Source organism: [Clostridium] symbiosum, from assembly GCA_036419695.1.
Classification (GTDB): domain Bacteria; phylum Bacillota; class Clostridia; order Lachnospirales; family Lachnospiraceae; genus Otoolea; species Otoolea symbiosa_A.
The window spans coordinates 3606429-3624391 of sequence record CP143946.1 but is presented as its reverse complement, the minus strand read 5'-3'; the positions used below and the strand labels follow the sequence as shown (position 1 = coordinate 3624391).

Below are 17963 nucleotides of genomic sequence, written 5' to 3'. Positions count from 1 at the left end.
TATATTATCCCCAGGAGGACATTTAAGAAATGGCTTTTGATTTAAACGGAGGTTTAAATAATCGTAATAAGGACACCAGATAGCTTGAGTTATCTGGTGTCCTGCATTTTTATACACTGTTTGAATTAAGAAATTATAAAAACTAAGTTTGTCCACTGTTTGGAGGACATGCTTTTATGGCACGTTCTTGCAGGCTGCGGAGTGGAGCGGTGAACGGAGCCGCTTCTTTTACTGGTTCCCGGGCTTAATAAATAAAAAGCTGTGTCCAGTAATCTGTTCCGCTGGCGTCTTTGTAATGGCCTACGCCGATAGAGGTGTAGTCTTTATTAAGAATATTTGCCCTGTGTCCTGAACTGTTCATCCAGCCCTGCATTACGGCCTCCGGTGAATTCTGGCCATAGGCGATGTTTTCGCCGGTTCCTCTGTAGCTCACACCGGCCTGGCTCAGAGCGGTGCTGAAACTACTGCCGTCCGGTCTGGTGTGGGAAAATGTTTTCTTGATTTCCTGGGCGCGGAGCTGGGCTGCCTCCGCCACGCGTGTATCGACAGTCAGAGGACTTAAACCGGCTTTTGCACGTTCTGCATTTACCAGGGCGACAACAGCATTACTGTACGCATCCTGGCCTTCTTCCTGCTCCGGCTGATCGGGAGTCTCATTATCCGGCAGCTCCGGTGTCGGGAAAATAAAATCAGGAGGAGCCACTTCCGGCAGAACCGGTCCTGTCCCCCAGTTACCATTCTGATTCCAGTTACCTCCCTGGTTCCAGTTACCGTTCTGTCCCCAATTTCCGCTGCCCGGAAGACAGTCCTTTCCTCCTATTCCAATTACATAAGCGCTTCCGCCTGAAAAAGGAATCTGATAGGTAGATACCGCAGCGAAGGATGTCATTGGCATTGCAGCCGTTGCAAACATAACCGCAGCAGCAGATAAAGTGTTAACGAATATTCGTCTCATGGTTTTTCCTCCTTAGTTGTTACATAATTATTACATATTTGTTACAAAATCATATTAACACATAATAACTGGAAAACCATTAGGGAAAAACTGGAATTACCACGGAATCAGCGCCCGGTATCCTCTGGAATTCTAATCTTTTACATACCGGTACCGGATTGACGGTCTTCCGCCGGTCTGATAATCAATTGTACTGATAAGCTCCCCTGTTTCTACCATATAATTCATATATCTGCGGATTGTAATCCGTGACAAATGAATCCGTTCGGCAATCTGCTCACTGGAATACGTGTCATCCCTGTTTTCTTTCAGAAACGCGCGTATCAGCCCAAGCGTCGTCTCGTTCAACCCCTTCGCCAGGTTAGCCGAGGCGGTTCCGGTGCTTTCCTGGCGGGTCAAAAGCTTATCGATTTCACCCTGCCCCATGTTACTTTTGGCCTGGTTTAAATACTCCTTCATCTGGCTGTATTTATCCAGGGCCACTTTAAAACGGGTATACTCAAACGGTTTGACAAGATAGTCGATTACACCCCGGGAGAGGAGCTGGAGGACGATGTCCGTATCGCTGGCCGAGGTTACCATGATGATTGAGGGCGCCTTGCCCATGGCATGGAGCTGATCGATAAATTCGGCGCCGTTCATAAGCGGGGTATAGTAATCCAGGATAATCAAATCCGCATCGTTTTCTTTCAGATACTCAAGTGCCTCGATTCCGCTTTTAAAAACATGAATCACCCGGAAGGAAGGGGTCAGCTCCACATACTGTTTGTTGATGGACGCCACCATGGGATCGTCTTCTATGATAATGACCTGATACATTACAGGTTCTCCTTTCTTGTAAAGGTGAGGGTAAAACAGGAACCTTCGCCTTTTTCCGTATCAATGGCGATATCCCCGTTATACTCTTCTGCAATCTGGCGAAGCAGATAGAGGCCGGTTCCACGGGTTTCGCCCTTGGAAGAAATGCCTTTTTCGAAAATATGCTCCAGCAGTTCCTGGCTGATTCCGCCACCGGTGTCCTCACATGTAATAATGTTGCAGTCAGGGCGGCAGTAGATTCCAAGCGTGATCTCTTTCAGCTCATTGTCCTGGTTTTTGCAGCTGTTCAGTTCCTCTATGGCATTTTCCAGCAGGTTGCCGATGATGGTGATTAAGGCGTCCTGAGGGAGAATCAGCTCACTTTCGATGCAGCTGCTGTCGTGTGTCAGGGACAGACGGATACCCAGCTCCGCGGCGTGCATCATTTTTCCGATAATCAGCGCGCAGATCCTGGATACGCGGATACAGTCGGCCGTCTCGCGGATGGACTGGCTGGATACCAGATTACTGTTGATGATAAACTGTATGGCCTGCTCGATTTCCCCGATCTGGAGATACCCCAGGATGACATGGAGCTTATTTAAGAATTCATGGTTAAAAGCGCGCAGCGTATCAAGCATGCTCCTGGTGCCGGACAGTTCGTCGGACATGGCGAGCATATCCGTTCGATCCACCATGATTACGAGCATGCCCTGAATCGGTTTTTTGCCTTTCCCCTGGATCGGAATTTCATTCATCAGGATCGAACGGCCGCCGATCATACAGGACTGTCGGTGGACGGATTTGCCCGTACTTACAACCGAGTCGAAATTTGTGGCGGGGTAAAGCTCGCGGAAATATTTTCCCATCAGCGGAGGGCCTTCCTCGGGGCCGTCGTGAAAGAGATTTCTGGCGACAATGTTGGAAAACAGGATCTTACCCTCGGTATCCGTGGCGATCAGGCCTTCCTCAATGGCGTTCATCACCTCGTCCTGCCGTATGTACATGTTGAGAAGCTCATGGGGATTAAAGCCCATCAGGGATTTTCTTAAAAACCGGATAAAGGCGTGGGTCAGCGGAATGCTGACGAGCATCATCAGGAAGAAAATCGCTATATGCACAAGCAGTATGTTCCGGTGTCTCGCCGATATATGCGCGGTAAAGACGGAAGCCATGACAAAACCGATGATTTTTCCGTCTTTTCTCTTGACTGCATGGAAAGCGCGCCTCTGGGCGCCCTTTGTCCCGTATCCCGTTGTGATATATGGTTCGCTCCCCTGTAAGATCATGGTTTCATCCCCGTCCACAAAAGTTTCGCCCGTCTTCAGGCGGTCCGTGTGATAGAAACGCAGTCCGTTGTTGTTATAGATGACGACAACGCTGATGTCGGGGATATTGGCGCTGAGAGAGTCGATATCCTCTTTGGCCACATTGCTGGGATAACCGTCCTCGAGCATGGAAATGACCTCCGGCATGGAGGCAATATAAGAGGCGGTGCCGCTTATGATGGCGTCCATATCCCGGCGCTGCCTCGTAATATCAAAATACAGGGTAATTGCCAGTGAAAATACGATAACGAATGCGGATAACAGTGTAAAAGAGCGGTACAGCTCTTTTTCAAGCGCATTCCGGGAATCTGTCTGATCCACGGCGCACCTCCTTATAAATCTGTTTCATTTTTTATTCTTCGGAAATTTATATTTTTATCTGTTTCAATCATACTATGATGGTATTTTACCATGTTGTTTCATGTTTTGGTAGTTTATTTGCTACGAAGCGTGAGATTTGGCGGCAGCATCCGTTTCGTCGGCGTCCGCCAAACAAAATTACAAAATTTTGCACAAGCAGGCAAATACCGCGGATGAAATGCGAAGGAGCGGGAATAATATTTATGAAATTTCAAAAAACCCCTTGCTATTTTGGGATTAATTGGTTACAATACAAGGTAGGTTGATTATTATTTAACAATCATGAATTTAATATATTCTTAGGAGGAATGAAATCATGGCAGTAAAAGTTGCAATCAATGGTTTTGGCCGCATTGGCCGTCTGGCATTCAGACAGATGTTTGGCGCTGAAGGTTACGAGGTAGTAGCAATCAACGACTTAACAAATCCAACAATGTTAGCCCATCTTTTAAAGTATGATTCTGCACAGGGCAGATACGAAGGACATACCGTAGAAGCAGGCGAAGATTACATCGTTGTAGACGGCAAGAAGATCACAATCTACGCTAAAGCTAACGCTGCTGAACTTCCTTGGGGAGAGATCGGTGTAGACGTCGTATTAGAATGTACCGGTTTTTATACATCAAAAGCAAAAGCACAGGCTCATATCGATGCAGGCGCTAAGAAAGTAGTTATCTCCGCTCCGGCAGGAAATGACCTTCCTACAGTCGTTTTCAATGTAAACCACGACATACTGACAAAAGAAGATACCATTATCTCCGCAGCATCCTGTACAACAAACTGTCTGGCTCCTATGGCTAAGGCATTAAACGACTATGCTCCGATTCAGTCCGGTATCATGTCCACAATCCATGCATACACAGGCGATCAGATGATCCTCGACGGACCACACAGAAAAGGCGATTTAAGAAGAGCAAGAGCAGGCGCTGTTAATATCGTTCCAAACTCCACAGGCGCTGCAAAAGCAATCGGCCTTGTAATTCCGGAATTAAACGGCAAATTAATCGGTTCCGCACAGCGTGTTCCGGTACCGACAGGTTCCACAACAATCCTTGTAGCAGTAGTTAAAAAAGCTGGTGTTACGAAAGAAGAAATCAACGCAGCTATGAAAGCAGCTTCCACTGAGTCCTTTGGTTACACAGAGGATGAGATCGTTTCCTCCGATATCGTTGGCATAAGATATGGTTCTTTATTCGATGCAACACAGACCATGGTTTCCCCTATCGGCGACGACTTATATCAGGTACAGGTTGTTTCCTGGTATGACAACGAAAACTCCTATACAAGCCAGATGGTTCGTACAATCAAATACTTCGCAGAATTATCATAATCGGAGAGACGGCAGAACGTATTTGCAGTGATTGGATCCCCGTTTCTTTGTGAACGGAGAGAGCGAACAAGCATAATAAGGATTCAACATGGGTCCGGTCCTCGGGACCGGACCTTTTTTCATATCACAGGAAAGCGCTCCTATGATATGAAAAAGCCTCATAGACAGTCAAGAAAGGAGCATTTTGCATGCTGAATAAGAAATCAGTTGATGATATCAATGTGAAAGGCAAAAAAGTTCTGGTACGCTGTGACTTCAACGTACCGTTAAAGGAAGGTAAAATCACCGACGAGAACCGTTTGGTGGCAGCCCTTCCGACTATTAAGAAATTAATCGGAGACGGCGGAAAAGTGATTCTCTGTTCCCACCTTGGCAAACCGAAGGGCGAGCCGAAACCGGAACTTTCCTTAGCGCCGGTAGCCGTACGCCTTTCCGAATTACTCGGACAGGAAGTAAAGTTTGCAGCGGATCCCGAGGTAGTGGGACCAAATGCAAAGGCAGCCGTAGCCGCCATGAAGGACGGAGACGTGGTATTACTGGAGAATACGCGTTACAGAGCGGAAGAGACAAAGAACGGAGAAGCGTTCAGCAAAGAGCTGGCATCTCTGTGTGAGGTTTATGTGGACGACGCATTCGGTACGGCCCACAGGGCGCACTGCTCCAACGTCGGCGTAACCCAGTATGTTTCAGAGGCCGCTGTCGGCTACTTAATGCAGAAAGAGATCGATTTCCTCGGCAATGCCGTTGACAGTCCGGTACGTCCTTTCGTTGCAATCCTGGGCGGAGCCAAGGTTGCCGACAAACTGAATGTTATTTCAAACCTTCTTGAAAAATGTGATACCCTGATTATCGGCGGTGGCATGGCATTTACCTTCTTAAAGGCACAGGGACTTGAGATTGGAAAATCCCTGGTGGACGACACGAAATTAGATTACTGCAGAGAGATGGTGGAGAAGGCTGAAAAACTCGGCAAGAACCTGCTCCTTCCCGTAGATGCCGCCGTGGCAGAATCCTTCCCGAACCCAATCGATGCGCCGATCGAGGTCCGCTATGTAGCGGTAGACGCGATCCCGGCAGATACAATGGGACTCGATATCGGAACCGAGACGGCAAAACTCTATGCGGAGGCCGTAAAATCCGCAAAGACAGTCGTATGGAACGGGCCAATGGGCGTATTTGAGAACCCCGTCCTTGCAAAGGGAACGATTGCCGTGGCCAAAGCTCTGGCTGAGACGGAGGCAACTACCATCATTGGCGGAGGAGACTCTGCGGCCGCAGTGAACCAGCTTGGTTTTGGAGATAAGATGAGCCATATTTCCACGGGCGGCGGAGCTTCCCTGGAATTCCTGGAAGGCAAAGAGCTTCCCGGCGTGGCGGCAGCCAACGATCGATAAGACGAAACGGAGTGTAGGAGGATAAAAAGATGGCAAGAAGAAAAATTGTTGCAGGCAACTGGAAGATGAACATGACCCCAACGGAGGCGGTTGCCCTTGTAAATACATTAAAACCACTGGTAGCTTCAGAAGAGACGGACGTCGTTTTCTGTGTTCCGGCTATCGATATCATCCCTGTCGTAGAAGCCTGCAAGGGAAGCAATATCGCAGTGGGCGCCGAAAACATGTACTTTGAAGAAAAAGGCGCGTACACCGGAGAAATCGCACCGAACATGCTCACGGACGCGGGCGTGAAATATGTGATTATCGGACATTCCGAGAGAAGAGAGTACTTTGCCGAGACAAATGAGACCGTAAATAAGAAAGTCCTGAAGGCATTTGAACACGGCCTTACACCAATCGTATGCTGCGGTGAAACTCTGGCACAGAGAGAACAGGGTATCACGATCGACTGGATCCGCCAGCAGATCAAGATTGCTTTCCTAGACGTAACCGCAGAGCAGGCCCAAACTGCCGTAATCGCCTATGAGCCAATCTGGGCTATCGGAACAGGCAAGACGGCCACAACGGAGCAGGCGGAAGAAGTATGTGCGGCAATCCGCGTATGCATCGGAGAGATCTACGACGAGGCGACGGCAGAGGCAATCCGCATCCAGTACGGCGGTTCTGTAAACGGCGGAAACGCTGCGGAACTGTTTGCTCAGCCGGATATCGACGGCGGCCTTGTAGGCGGCGCTTCCCTGAAAGAAGAATTCGGGAAAATCGTTAATTACAAATAAGTCTTTTTAGTAATAAGCTGTTTTAACAATGCAGGAGCCGAATGACAGAGCGTCAGGCGGCTCCTTTTTTTAATTCATAGGAAATTACGTCCTATGAATTAAAAACGCTCCGCGAGGATGCACACCCGCAGGAAGTGGTAATAATAAATTACCGAATTCGCATTTTTCCAATCATAACCGGAATGGCAGAGACATTGAAACACTTGTTTCGCTGTGATATAATAAATTATTATAAGAATCAAACAAGTTTTACAACGACTGAAAGGGGACGGAAAATATGGACAGACCGGTCAGAAGACTTCGGCTGGAGCACGGACTTAATATAAGAGATATGGGAGGATTTGAGACGGCCGACGGCAGGGTAACTGCTTTTGGGAAACTCCTGAGGGCCGGAGCCCTTCATAACCTGACTGAGGAGGAGTGGAAACGGCTGACTGAATACGGAGTTAAGACGGTCCTGGATCTGCGCAGCCTGTCGGAGATAGAGACTGCCGCGGATGCGGTGCCGGAGGGAGTGGAGTGGTATCACTGCCCGATACAGACAGAGCAGATTGATACAAAGGATATAACGGAATCGGCGGAGAAAGCGTTTGCCGGGAGCCTGACGGAAGGTTACCTGAATATTGTTAAGAACCACGGCGCCCTTCTGGCCGAGGCGGTAAAGAAGCTGATTGCCGGCCTGGAGCGGGGAGCCGTTCTTTTCCACTGTACGGCCGGGAAAGACAGAACCGGGATTCTGGCATCCTGCATTTACTATCTCTGCGGTATCGCGGAGGAAGATATAACGGCTGATTATGAAGTGACTTATACATATAACAAAAAAGGCATGGACAAACTGCTGGGTATGCTGGATGAGGAGACGAGAGGCAGGATGGAGCCTTTCATGAGATCGGATGCACAGAGCATGGAGCGCCTTCTGGATTTCTACAGGGAAGTATCCCTTCCCCAATACCTTGGCCAATACGGCGTGACGGAGACGGAGCTTGAATCGCTGCGGAACAGTTTCCTTAAGTGAGGCGGGTAACGGACCGGAGTTACGGGAACACCAAAAGCAGGTGCGGCGTCTGTTTCGGCTGCCGCCGGATACAAAAGGACGGGACGGAAAAAAACGTGATTCTTTTTTACGAAGGAGGGAGGGGCTGGAATGGAAAATAACAGGCTTTTTAAGACGAATGTATTGGTCAGCCTGATTCTGGTAATCGGCTTTGCCCTCACGGCAATGCTCAGCTACCGGGCCAACTATGAGGCTTCTCTCGACAGCATTGAGCAGGTGTCGTCCCTGACGGCAGAGGGAATTTATTACCAGTTGTCGACGAAATTTGCAAAGCCGGTCAACATCTCGCTGACGATGGCCCATGACAGCCTGCTTAAGAATCATCTTTTGGAGGAATCTTCCCGCCTGGAGGATGAGGAGTATATTAAAACGACGAAAACATATCTCGACACATACCGTGAAAAATACGGTTTTGATTCTGTATTTCTTGTTTCTGCCGCCTCATCGCGCTATTACAATTTCAACGGGGTCGACCGTATACTGACTGAGGACAGTCCGGAAAACACCTGGTACTACAAACTGCTTCAAAGTGATGAGGAATATTCCCTGAATGTAGATAATGATGAAGTGGCAGGGGCGGACAATGTGATTACCGTGTTTGTGAACTGCAAGGTAAAGGCGGACGATGGTTCCACACTGGGGATTGTCGGCGTCGGAATCCGCATTGAATATCTGAAAGAGCTGCTTCAGGGCTATGAAGATAAATTCGATGTGACGGCCAGCCTGCTGAACCGGGATGGAATGATCGAGGTATCGACGACATATAACGGATACGAACAGAGGGACTGGTTTAAAATCAACGGCTGCGAAACCATCAGGGGACAGGTGCTGGACTGGAAGTCATCGGATACAAATCTGGAGGTTTGGGCATCCCAGGGTGAGAAAGGGACGGAAAAAAGCTATGTGGTCGCCCGTTATATACCGGAGCTTTCCTGGTATCTGACCGTGGAACAGGACACGGGACAGATACTCAGTTCCATCAGGATTCAGCTTTACATGACAGCGATATTGCTTTTGCTCATTATTGTGACGGTTCTGATTGTCATCACGGCCGTGATCCGCAATTTTAACAAACAGATTACTGAGCTGATGGAAGAGAGACAGGGCAGCTTTAAGAGGGCTACGGAGCAGCTCTATGATAATATTTATGAGCTGAACATCACGAAAAACTGTACCGTGGGTAAGAGGACGGAAGCGTATTTCGGGAGCCTTGGCGCCGGGGATCTGCCGTACAGTGAAGGACTGCATGTTATCGCTGAAAAACAGATTAAAGAAGAATTCCGGGAAGGCTATGTCAGTACCTTTGAACCATCCAATGTGATAAAAGAATATGAGAGCGGCAATAACCATCTGCGCTATGATTTTCAGATTACACAGGATGGGACGAACTATTTCTGGATGCGGATAGACGCTTATATTTTTTACTCCTCGGAAGACGATTCGATCCATATGTTCACCTACAGGAAGAACATTGAGGAGGAGAAGGAAAAGGAAATGCAGGCCGTGATGGATGAGATGACCCAGTTTTATACCAAGACGGAAACGGAACGGCTGATAGAGGCCGTCCTGGCTGAACACAGGCCGGGAATGTATGCTTTCTTTATCTTTGACATTGATAACTTTAAGAAAGTGAATGATCAGCTGGGGCACGTGTTCGGGGATTACTGTATCCGGGAATTTACCGGAATTATCAAAAGACATTTTGAGAACAAAGATATTCTGGGACGGATTGGAGGCGACGAGTTTGTGGCCTTTGCAGAGGTACCCGATATGGACTCGGTACGGAGAAAAGCCGGGGAACTTACCCGTTCCCTTGACACGGTCATCGAATACCAGGATATGAAATGGAATATATCCGCCAGCATCGGCGTGGCGGTCTACCCGTCGGGCGGCCTGCAGTTCGTGGAACTTTACAGGAATGCCGACAGAGCGCTTTACCAGACAAAGGAGAGGGGAAAGAACGGTTTCACAATCCATAAGCCCGTTATCCCGGCGGAATAAACAGGAAAACCTGGGAAAATTCGTCAAAAATTTATCATACAGCCATTGAAAGTTACCGTGAAATCATGTAAAATAAGAAATTGGCAAGAATAATATAAATGCCTTCTGTTTTACCCGTGATTACCGGTGTTTCAATGGCTTTTTTCCGGGTGTCGGATCCGGTTTAAGCATGCACTCCGGGAGAAACAGGAGAAGAAGATAAAGGAGATAGATTATGAGCAAAAAACCAACTGTATTAATGATACTTGATGGTTATGGCCTGAACGGCAATTGTGAGCACAATGCGGTTTGTGAGGCAAAGACACCGGTTATGGATCAGTTGATGAGCCAGTGCCCTTATGTGAGAGGCAACGCCAGCGGCCTTGCCGTCGGTCTTCCCGACGGCCAGATGGGCAACTCTGAGGTAGGCCATCTGAATATGGGAGCCGGCCGTATCGTATATCAGGAACTTACAAGAATCACGAAATCTATCGAAGATGGTGATTTCTTCACCATTCCGGAATTTTTGAAGGCAGTGGAGAACTGCAAAAAAAATAATTCGGCTCTTCATCTGTTCGGACTTGTTTCCGACGGAGGCGTCCACAGCCACAATACCCATATTTACGGACTTCTTGAACTGGCAAAGAAAAACGGACTTGAGAAAGTATATGTACACTGCTTCCTGGACGGCCGTGACACACCGCCTGCATCGGGCAGGGATTTTGTTGCGGAGCTGGAAGAGAAGATGAAAGAGATTGGAGTCGGCCGCGTCGCTTCCGTAATGGGACGTTACTATGTAATGGACCGCGACAAAAACTGGGATCGTGTGGAGCGGGCATACAAGGTACTGGTGGACGGCGAGGGAGAGAAGGCGGACAGTGCGACCGGCGGCATCCAGGCATCCTATGATAAGGAAGTCAACGATGAGTTTGTGGTTCCCTTCAATGTAGAGGAGAACGGTAAACCGGTGGCCCTGATCCGGGATGGGGATTCCGTTATTTTCTATAACTTCCGTCCCGACCGCGCAAGGGAGATTACAAGAGCATTCTGTGATGATGAGTTCACCGGCTTTGCAAGAAAGAAACGTCTGGATCTGGTATTTGTATGCTTTACGGATTATGACGAGACAATCGGCAACAAACTGGTTGCTTTCAGAAAAGAGGAGATTACCAATACATTCGGCGAATTCCTGGCGGCACATGGAAAAACACAGGCGAGGATTGCCGAGACGGAGAAATACGCCCATGTGACATTCTTCTTTAATGGAGGAATCGAGGAGCCGAACGAGGGCGAGGACCGTATTCTGGTTCCGTCACCGAAAGAGGTTCCGACCTATGATCTGAAACCGGAGATGAGTGCACCGCAGGTATGCGATAAACTGGTGGAGGCAATTAAGTCCGGCAGATACGATGTGATCATCATCAACTTTGCAAACCCTGATATGGTAGGCCATACGGGAGTTGAAGCGGCCGCCATCAAGGCAATTGAGACGGTGGACGCCTGCGTGGGAAGAACCGTGGACGCCATCAAAGAGACAGACGGCGTGCTCTTCATCTGCGCCGACCACGGTAATGCAGAGCAGCTTGTGGACTATGAAACGGGCGAACCCTGGACCGCCCATACGACGAACCAGGTGCCTTTCATCCTTGTAAATGCAGATCCGGCTTACAAATTGAGGGAGGGCGGATGCCTGGCCGATATTGCTCCAACCTTAATAGAACTGATGGGAATGGAACAGCCGAAGGAAATGACTGGAAAATCACTGCTTGTGAAGTAGAAATAAGAAACACCCCGGCCAACCGGAAACTCACGAAGGGAGAACCGGCAATCCGGGGTGTTTCTGCATCATTGAAAGGGCATCGGATTACTCGTAGAGCTTGTGATAGATTTCTTCGCTGAGGGCATCGACATAGGCCTGGTTCGGAAGATCCTGTCCTGTGATCAGACGATCCTGAATTAATTCGAACCGCTTCAGTTCCAGCTCCTCCCCGGTCAGTCCGGGTTCCTCTTTTTTCAGCTCCTCATCCAGTTGTGTTCCGGTCCAGGTGGAGGTAAACCATGCAATCAGTTCCTCCGTGCGTTTTTCTTCCGCTTCCGCCTGCTTCAGGGCTGCGGCCAGGGAACTGCGGGTCTTGAACGAGACAACGAGGCAGGCAAGGCCGATGAGGGTAATAACCGACTGGAAGAAAATTTTGGAGCCTCCGGCCATTGGAAGATTGATAATTCCGGTCCAGCAGACGACGGCAAACACGAGCGCAGCGCCTCCCACCATCAGAAAAGCGGAGCTGGAAGAACGGAGATCCTCGCAGCGCTGGCGCCCGCTGACATAGACTCCGGCCGAGGCGGCCCTGGTCCGGTTTTCCTGTGTTCCGGCCGTGCCGGAGCCTTCTGCGGCGTCCTCCGGTCCGCTGTCGCGGCTTAAAAGCGTCTCAAAATTCTCCAGGTTTTCCAGGCTGTCCAGGTGTTCAAAATCAATCAGGTTATCCATGAGCTGTGAGGCGTCAAAGCCCTCCATGTCATGGTAGCGGTCCGTGGCGGCCTCTATTTTCTGCTGCTTCTCCAATTCGCGTTTTTCGGCCTCATAAGCTTCCTGTGATTCCACGAGCTCACCGCCGCAGTCGCTGCATGTAGTGATTCCATCGACAAATTCCATGTCGCATTTCGGGCAATATGGCATAATCAGTTCTCCTTGGTATTTTATATAGGTTTATTATAAGATAGAAAAGGGGATACGTCCAGAGGGAGTTGAGAAATGAGGACGCCTGTTTTTTTGATCTGTTTTTTGATTTGACGGCAACTTTTTTCCTGCTTTTGCAGTCTAATGTTTGAAAAGACAATTAAAACGAAAAACGAAAAAGGAGAAAAAAGGATGAAATTAAACAAGGTTAAAAAATATGCCGCTGTTGCAATGTGTGCTCTGGCTATGGTGAATGCGGTTCCCGCTATGCCTGCTTATGCGGCGCGGAGGAACCATGCTGCGGCTTCTACCGGGAAGGATACGGCTAAGATGCAGGATATTGCGGAAAAAGTGCAGAACGCATTTAAAAAACAGGATCTTGGAAAGGTGGCGGATCTTTGTGCGTATCCGGTGGTCATTTCCTATGCGGACGGCGAACTGGAGGAAATCCCCGATAAAGCCGGTTTTATGGCCCTGGGAAACTCGGCGGTTTTTACGCAGAAGCTTCTTGATTCAATCGAATCCACAAACATTGCCAAACTGAGCAGCACCGGCAACGGGGCCGTACAGATGGGTGAGGATTACGGACTGGCGCTCTGCAAAGTTAACGGAAAATGGAAAATCTATAATTTCATTTTAGACAGCGCTAAAAGCACGGTATCCGATTCCGTCAATGTCAAAGATGCGGCCCGGATGGCAGAACTGATTCAGAAAACATTCTCCTACCGCGACCTGGAGACTCTTTCCAAAATGTGCAACTACCCGGTCATCATCACCTATGCCGACGGCAGCTCCGTAGAATACAGCACGCCCCAGCAGCTCATGAAACTGGGAGAGGATAAAGTCTTCACGAAAAAACTGTCTACAGCAATCGACCAGACCGATATCAAAAAGCTCCAGGAAATCGGCAGATCCGGCGTCCAGATGGGCAACAGCTCCGGACTCAACATGTACAAATTCAACGGCTACTGGAAAATCAACCAGATTTATCAGTAATAAATACCCAAGGGGTAGCGTGCAAACACTTCACTGAAGTGTTTGCACGCTACCCTTTTCTCAACCGTTACGGTTCACACCCGGGCTGAAAACAGCTGTACTGCGAACCATAACGCTCAATCCCCATCCAGGAAAGAAATTTCTTTATCCACTTCCATTTACCATCAAAATAAGATAGAATAAAAAGAGCGTTCAAAAGAAGGGAAGAGATACTGATGAACCGAATGAAGACGAGTGAACTGATGAAACGCTTTGCGCCGTATTATCTGAGATATTGGAAGGTGCTGCTGTTTGATTTATTCTGTGCTGCGTTGACGACGCTGTGTGAGATCGTGCTCCCGCTTATTTTGCGGTATATTACCAACGAGGGGATGTATAATCTGGCAAACCTCACGGTAAAGACGATTGTCACCATCGGCCTTATGTACTTTGGGCTCAGAATCGTGGATGGGCTGGCCAGCTTTTACATGGCCTACACGGGCCACATTATGGGAGCCAGGATTGAGACGGATATGAGGAAGGACGCATTCTGCCACCTGCAGAAGCTGTCGGACAGTTTTTACAGCAACACGAAGGTGGGGCAGATTATGTCCCGCATTACGAGTGATTTGTTTGACGTGACGGAATTTGCCCATCACTGTCCCGAAGAATTCTTTATTGCATTCCTGAAAATCATAATCTCATTTTTCATACTGGCCAGGATTAATCTGCTGCTGACCATAGTGATCTTTATCTTTATTCCTGTCATGGCGGTATCCTGTACTTACTTTAACCTGAAAGTGCGCGCGGCCTTTAAGATGCAGCGCAACCATGTCGGGGAACTGAACGCCCGAATCGAGGACAGCCTTCTGGGAAACAGAGTGGTCAGGGCCTTTGGCAATGAAAAACTGGAAATTGAAAAGTTTCAGCAGGATAACCTCAAATTTCTCGAAATCAAAAAGCAGACTTATTTTTACATGGCGGCATTCCAGGACACGGTCAGAATGTTTGACGGTGTGATGTATGTGGTTGTCATCATTGCCGGAGGAATATTTCTGGTGAAGGGGATTATAAGCCCTGGAGATTTGGTGGCCTATACGATGTATGTGACGACGCTCTTATCCACGATCCGCAGAATTATTGAATTTGCCGAGCAGTTCCAGCGCGGAATGACCGGGATTGAAAGATTCTGTGAAATTATGGATGCTGACATTGACATCTTCAATGAGGACGATGCGGTGGAGCTTAAAGATTCCCGCGGAGAGATTAGATTTGAAAATGTTTCGTTCGAATATCCGGATGATCACACACTGGTGTTATCCGGGATCAATCTGACCATCCGTCCGGGGGAGAAGATTGCCCTGGTGGGACCTTCCGGCGGCGGTAAGACGACGCTCTGCAACCTGATACCGAGGTTTTATGACCCGACCGGGGGAAGGATCTGCGTTGACGGGAAAGATCTGCGGGGAATTACGCTGGAGAGCCTGAGAAGCCAGGTGGGTATGGTGCAGCAGGATGTGTACCTGTTCTCCGGCACGATCTATGATAACATTGTATACGGAAGGCCGGGAGCGTCCAGAGAGGAAGTCATCGAGGCGGCTAAGATGGCCGGAGCCGATGAATTTATCGACGGGATGTCAGGAGGCTACGATACCTATGTGGGAGAGCGCGGCGTGAAGCTGTCGGGAGGACAGAAACAGCGCATCAGCATTGCCAGGGTATTTTTGAAAAATCCGCCGATTCTGATTTTGGATGAGGCGACATCGGCTCTCGACAATGAGAGTGAAAAGATGGTGTCACAGTCTCTCGATAAGCTGGCTGTGGGAAGGACAACACTTACGATTGCCCACAGGCTCAGCACCATCCGCGGCGCGGACCGGATTCTTGTATTGTCCGGCAACGGCATACAGGAAGAGGGAAGCCACGACGAGCTGATGGAAAAACAGGGAATCTACTATCATTTATATACATCTGCCAACGGATTTGAAGATAACGGGGCAGAACGATTGGAGGAAACAAAATGAAAATTGCAGTTGTGACAGACAGCAACAGCGGTATTACGCAGGCGCAGGGCAAGGAACTTGGAATTAAGGTTCTTCCTATGCCTTTTATGATTGATGGAAAAGAATATATGGAGGATATCAGCCTGACACAGCGCGAATTTTATGAGAAGATGGCCGAGGATCTGGATATTTCCACTTCCCAGCCGTCGCCGGATTCAATTGTGGAGCTGTGGGACGGACTCCTTGAAGAATATGATGAGATTGTCCATATTCCGATGTCCAGCGGCTTGTCGGGTTCCTGCCAGACGGCTCTGATGCTGGCCGAGGATTATGACGGCCGTGTCCAGGTGGTAAATAACCACCAGATATCCGTAACCCAGAGACAGTCGGCCCTGGATGCCCTCACGATGGCTGAGAGGGGAATGAGCGCCCTGGAAATCAGGGAGGAGCTTGAGCGGACCAGCCATAATTCCACGATCTATATAACGGTGGACACCCTGAAATACCTTAAGAAGGGCGGCAGGATCACGCCGGCCGCCGCTGCTCTCGGAACGCTTCTCAGACTGAAACCGGTCCTTACGATACAGGGAGAGAAGCTGGACGCCTTTGCCAAGGCAAGGACGATGAAGCAGGCCAAAGCGATGATGATTTCCGCCATCCAGCACGATTTGGAGACAAGATGGAACGACAGGGAGGGAAAGAATACCCACCTTGAAATCGCCCACAGCAACAGTGAGGAAGCTGCCTTACAGCTGAAAGAGGAGCTGCAGGAGATTTTCCCGCATACGGATATTTATATGGATCCCCTGTCACTGAGTGTTGCGTGCCATATCGGCCCGGGAGGGCTGGCAATCGCGGCAGTGAAGAAAATCGAGTGCTAAATGAGAGGGATGAAGAGACTGAGAAGGAAATTAAAGCGTTCCGTAAGCATGAAGGTGCCGCTGCTTTTCTGTTTCCTGCTGGTGACTCTGATGCCGCTTCTCATTCAGGCCAGGTTTCTGGCCGGATTTTTCCGTCAGAGCCAGATTGAGGAGAGCATGATAGAGGCGCAAAGCAAATGCCTGATGCTTGCCAACAAGATGGTGACCCTGGATTATATCAACAATCCGTCCAACAATCCCGGCCTGGAGGCCGAGATGAATGTGACGGCGGATTTGTTTAACGGGCGTATCATAGTCATTGACAGCAGCTTTAAGATAATTAAAGACACGTTTGATCTGACCAAGGGAAAAACGAGTGTTGTGGAGGAGGTTCTGCGCTCATTTGAGGGAGAAACCATAAACCGGCGCAACAAAAAGAAGGATTATTTCTATCTGACCCTTCCGGTCTATTCCAAGGCGGATGCCAAGAAGGTGGAGGGAGTCCTCCTGATGACGGCCTCCACGGAGAGTATGGCCCTTCTGGAAAGCCAGGTCATGCATAAAGCGGGATTTCTGCAGTTTGTGCTTCTGTGCTTTGTGATTGCGGTGGATTTTCTGGCGGCATCGTTCCTTATGAAACCGTTCAGAAAGCTTCAGGAGAGGCTGAACCTCGTCTCGGAGGGGAATCTCGACCAGGATATCCAGGTGGAAGATTACAAAGAGACAAAGGGCATATCCGACGCGGTCAGCCAGACACTGAAAAAGTTAAAGGCTGTGGATCAGTCCAGACAGGAGTTTGTATCCAATGTTTCCCATGAGCTTAAGACGCCGATCACCTCAATACGGGTGCTGGCGGATTCGCTGATGGGGATGGAAGACGCTCCGGTGGAACTGTATAAGGAATTCATGGCGGATATCTCGGATGAGATCGACCGCGAGGGCAAGATTATCGACGATCTTCTTTCGCTTGTTAAGATGGATAAATCCTCACCGGATATGAATATTGCATCCGTTTCCATCAATGCGCTGATGGAACAGATTTTAAAGCGTCTGAGGCCGATTGCCAAGAGGCGTAATATTGAGCTGGTATTTGAGAGCCAGAGAGAGGTTACGGCCGATATCGACGAGGTAAAACTGTCGCTGGCCTTAAGCAACCTGGTGGAAAATGCGGTCAAGTACAACCGTGAGGATGGCTGGGTCCATGTGGTCCTGGACGCGGATCACAAATTCTTTTATGTAAAGGTAATTGACAACGGAATCGGGATTCCTCAGGAGTTCCAGGAGCACGTGTTTGAGCGTTTCTACAGGGTGGATAAGGCGCGTTCAAGGGAGACGGGCGGAACCGGCCTGGGCCTGGCGATTACAAAAAATATTGTAATCCTGCACCAGGGGGCGATCAAGCTCCAGAGTAAAGAAGGGGAGGGAACCACATTTACGGTCCGCATTCCTCTTAATTACATTCCGTAATAT

Annotated in this window: 14 protein-coding genes; 10 read left to right on the top strand and 4 right to left on the bottom strand. The window is 49.0% G+C overall.

Annotated features, from left to right (window positions below; all coding sequences use genetic code 11):
• Nucleotides 1–244: 244 nt before the first annotated feature.
• The 3 genes from V3C10_16455 to V3C10_16445 all read right to left on the bottom strand — a co-directional run bounded on the left by V3C10_16455 (nt 245) and on the right by V3C10_16445 (nt 3402).
• On the bottom strand, nt 245–955 hold the full coding sequence (locus tag V3C10_16455; protein ID WVP60894.1) for a CAP domain-containing protein: 711 nt from the start codon (nt 953–955) through the stop codon (nt 245–247).
• A 132-nt stretch (nt 956–1087) separates the two neighbouring features.
• Nucleotides 1088–1774: a response regulator gene (locus V3C10_16450; GenBank protein WVP60893.1), complete on the bottom strand. Its 687-nt coding sequence runs from the start codon at nt 1772–1774 to the stop codon at nt 1088–1090.
• Nucleotides 1774–3402, bottom strand: a complete 1629-nt coding sequence (locus tag V3C10_16445; protein WVP60892.1) for a sensor histidine kinase — start codon at nt 3400–3402, stop codon at nt 1774–1776. The genes V3C10_16450 and V3C10_16445 overlap by 1 nt, the downstream gene beginning before the upstream one ends.
• 355 nt (nt 3403–3757) lie before the next feature.
• Here V3C10_16445 and gap point away from each other — a divergent pair, with 355 nt between their 5' ends.
• The 6 genes from gap to gpmI all read left to right on the top strand — a co-directional run bounded on the left by gap (nt 3758) and on the right by gpmI (nt 11755).
• Nucleotides 3758–4771: a type I glyceraldehyde-3-phosphate dehydrogenase gene (gap, locus tag V3C10_16440; GenBank protein ID WVP60891.1), complete on the top strand. Its 1014-nt coding sequence runs from the start codon at nt 3758–3760 to the stop codon at nt 4769–4771.
• A 188-nt stretch (nt 4772–4959) separates the two neighbouring features.
• Nucleotides 4960–6165, top strand: coding sequence for a phosphoglycerate kinase (locus tag V3C10_16435; protein WVP60890.1), 1206 nt, complete (start codon nt 4960–4962; stop codon nt 6163–6165).
• Nucleotides 6166–6194: 29 nt separating this feature from the next.
• Nucleotides 6195–6944 (top strand): triose-phosphate isomerase, encoded by a 750-nt coding sequence (gene tpiA, locus V3C10_16430; protein ID WVP60889.1) that lies wholly within the window; start codon nt 6195–6197, stop codon nt 6942–6944.
• Nucleotides 6945–7221: 277 nt separating this feature from the next.
• A complete protein-coding gene (locus V3C10_16425) occupies nt 7222–7959 on the top strand; it encodes a tyrosine-protein phosphatase (GenBank protein ID WVP60888.1) in 738 nt (245 codons plus the stop codon).
• 129 nt (nt 7960–8088) lie between these two features.
• Complete coding sequence (locus V3C10_16420; GenBank protein WVP60887.1) at nt 8089–9999, top strand: sensor domain-containing diguanylate cyclase; 1911 nt, start codon at nt 8089–8091, stop codon at nt 9997–9999.
• A gap of 214 nt (nt 10000–10213) precedes the next feature.
• The gene (gene gpmI, locus V3C10_16415; GenBank protein WVP60886.1) at nt 10214–11755 is read left to right on the top strand and encodes a 2,3-bisphosphoglycerate-independent phosphoglycerate mutase; all 1542 of its coding nucleotides are present in this window, start codon (nt 10214–10216) and stop codon (nt 11753–11755) included.
• A gap of 87 nt (nt 11756–11842) precedes the next feature.
• Here the strand turns inward: gpmI and V3C10_16410 are convergent, their stop codons facing one another.
• Entirely contained in the window at nt 11843–12655 is an 813-nt protein-coding gene (locus V3C10_16410; GenBank protein ID WVP60885.1) for a hypothetical protein, read from the bottom strand.
• A 192-nt stretch (nt 12656–12847) separates the two neighbouring features.
• On the opposite strand from V3C10_16410, the gene V3C10_16405 reads away from it, so the two are divergent.
• From V3C10_16405 to V3C10_16390, 4 genes are all read left to right on the top strand, one after another.
• The gene (locus V3C10_16405; protein WVP60884.1) at nt 12848–13651 is read left to right on the top strand and encodes a hypothetical protein; all 804 of its coding nucleotides are present in this window, start codon (nt 12848–12850) and stop codon (nt 13649–13651) included.
• 215 nt (nt 13652–13866) lie between these two features.
• Nucleotides 13867–15654 carry an ABC transporter ATP-binding protein gene (locus V3C10_16400; protein WVP60883.1) on the top strand — a complete coding sequence of 596 codons (1788 nt, stop codon included), beginning with the start codon at nt 13867–13869 and terminating at the stop codon, nt 15652–15654.
• Complete coding sequence (locus V3C10_16395; protein WVP60882.1) at nt 15651–16514, top strand: DegV family protein; 864 nt, start codon at nt 15651–15653, stop codon at nt 16512–16514. Before V3C10_16400 ends, V3C10_16395 begins: the two co-directional genes overlap by 4 nt.
• A gap of 9 nt (nt 16515–16523) precedes the next feature.
• The gene (locus V3C10_16390; protein ID WVP60881.1) at nt 16524–17960 is read left to right on the top strand and encodes an ATP-binding protein; all 1437 of its coding nucleotides are present in this window, start codon (nt 16524–16526) and stop codon (nt 17958–17960) included.
• Nucleotides 17961–17963: the final 3 nt, after the last annotated feature.

Excerpts from the sequence above, each read along its gene's own strand:
- V3C10_16435 (WVP60890.1), top strand. The coding sequence starts at position 4,960 with ATGCTGAATAAGAAATCAGTTGATGATATCAATGTGAAAGGCAAAAAA.
- V3C10_16450 (WVP60893.1), bottom strand. The coding sequence starts at position 1,774 with ATGTATCAGGTCATTATCATAGAAGACGATCCCATGGTGGCGTCCATC.
- V3C10_16420 (WVP60887.1), top strand. The coding sequence starts at position 8,089 with ATGGAAAATAACAGGCTTTTTAAGACGAATGTATTGGTCAGCCTGATT.
- tpiA (WVP60889.1), top strand. The coding sequence starts at position 6,195 with ATGGCAAGAAGAAAAATTGTTGCAGGCAACTGGAAGATGAACATGACC.
- V3C10_16410 (WVP60885.1), bottom strand. The coding sequence starts at position 12,655 with ATGCCATATTGCCCGAAATGCGACATGGAATTTGTCGATGGAATCACT.
- V3C10_16390 (WVP60881.1), top strand. The coding sequence starts at position 16,524 with ATGAAGAGACTGAGAAGGAAATTAAAGCGTTCCGTAAGCATGAAGGTG.
- V3C10_16455 (WVP60894.1), bottom strand. The coding sequence starts at position 955 with ATGAGACGAATATTCGTTAACACTTTATCTGCTGCTGCGGTTATGTTT.
- V3C10_16405 (WVP60884.1), top strand. The coding sequence starts at position 12,848 with ATGAAATTAAACAAGGTTAAAAAATATGCCGCTGTTGCAATGTGTGCT.
- V3C10_16400 (WVP60883.1), top strand. The coding sequence starts at position 13,867 with ATGAACCGAATGAAGACGAGTGAACTGATGAAACGCTTTGCGCCGTAT.
- V3C10_16425 (WVP60888.1), top strand. The coding sequence starts at position 7,222 with ATGGACAGACCGGTCAGAAGACTTCGGCTGGAGCACGGACTTAATATA.
- V3C10_16395 (WVP60882.1), top strand. The coding sequence starts at position 15,651 with ATGAAAATTGCAGTTGTGACAGACAGCAACAGCGGTATTACGCAGGCG.
- gap (WVP60891.1), top strand. The coding sequence starts at position 3,758 with ATGGCAGTAAAAGTTGCAATCAATGGTTTTGGCCGCATTGGCCGTCTG.
- gpmI (WVP60886.1), top strand. The coding sequence starts at position 10,214 with ATGAGCAAAAAACCAACTGTATTAATGATACTTGATGGTTATGGCCTG.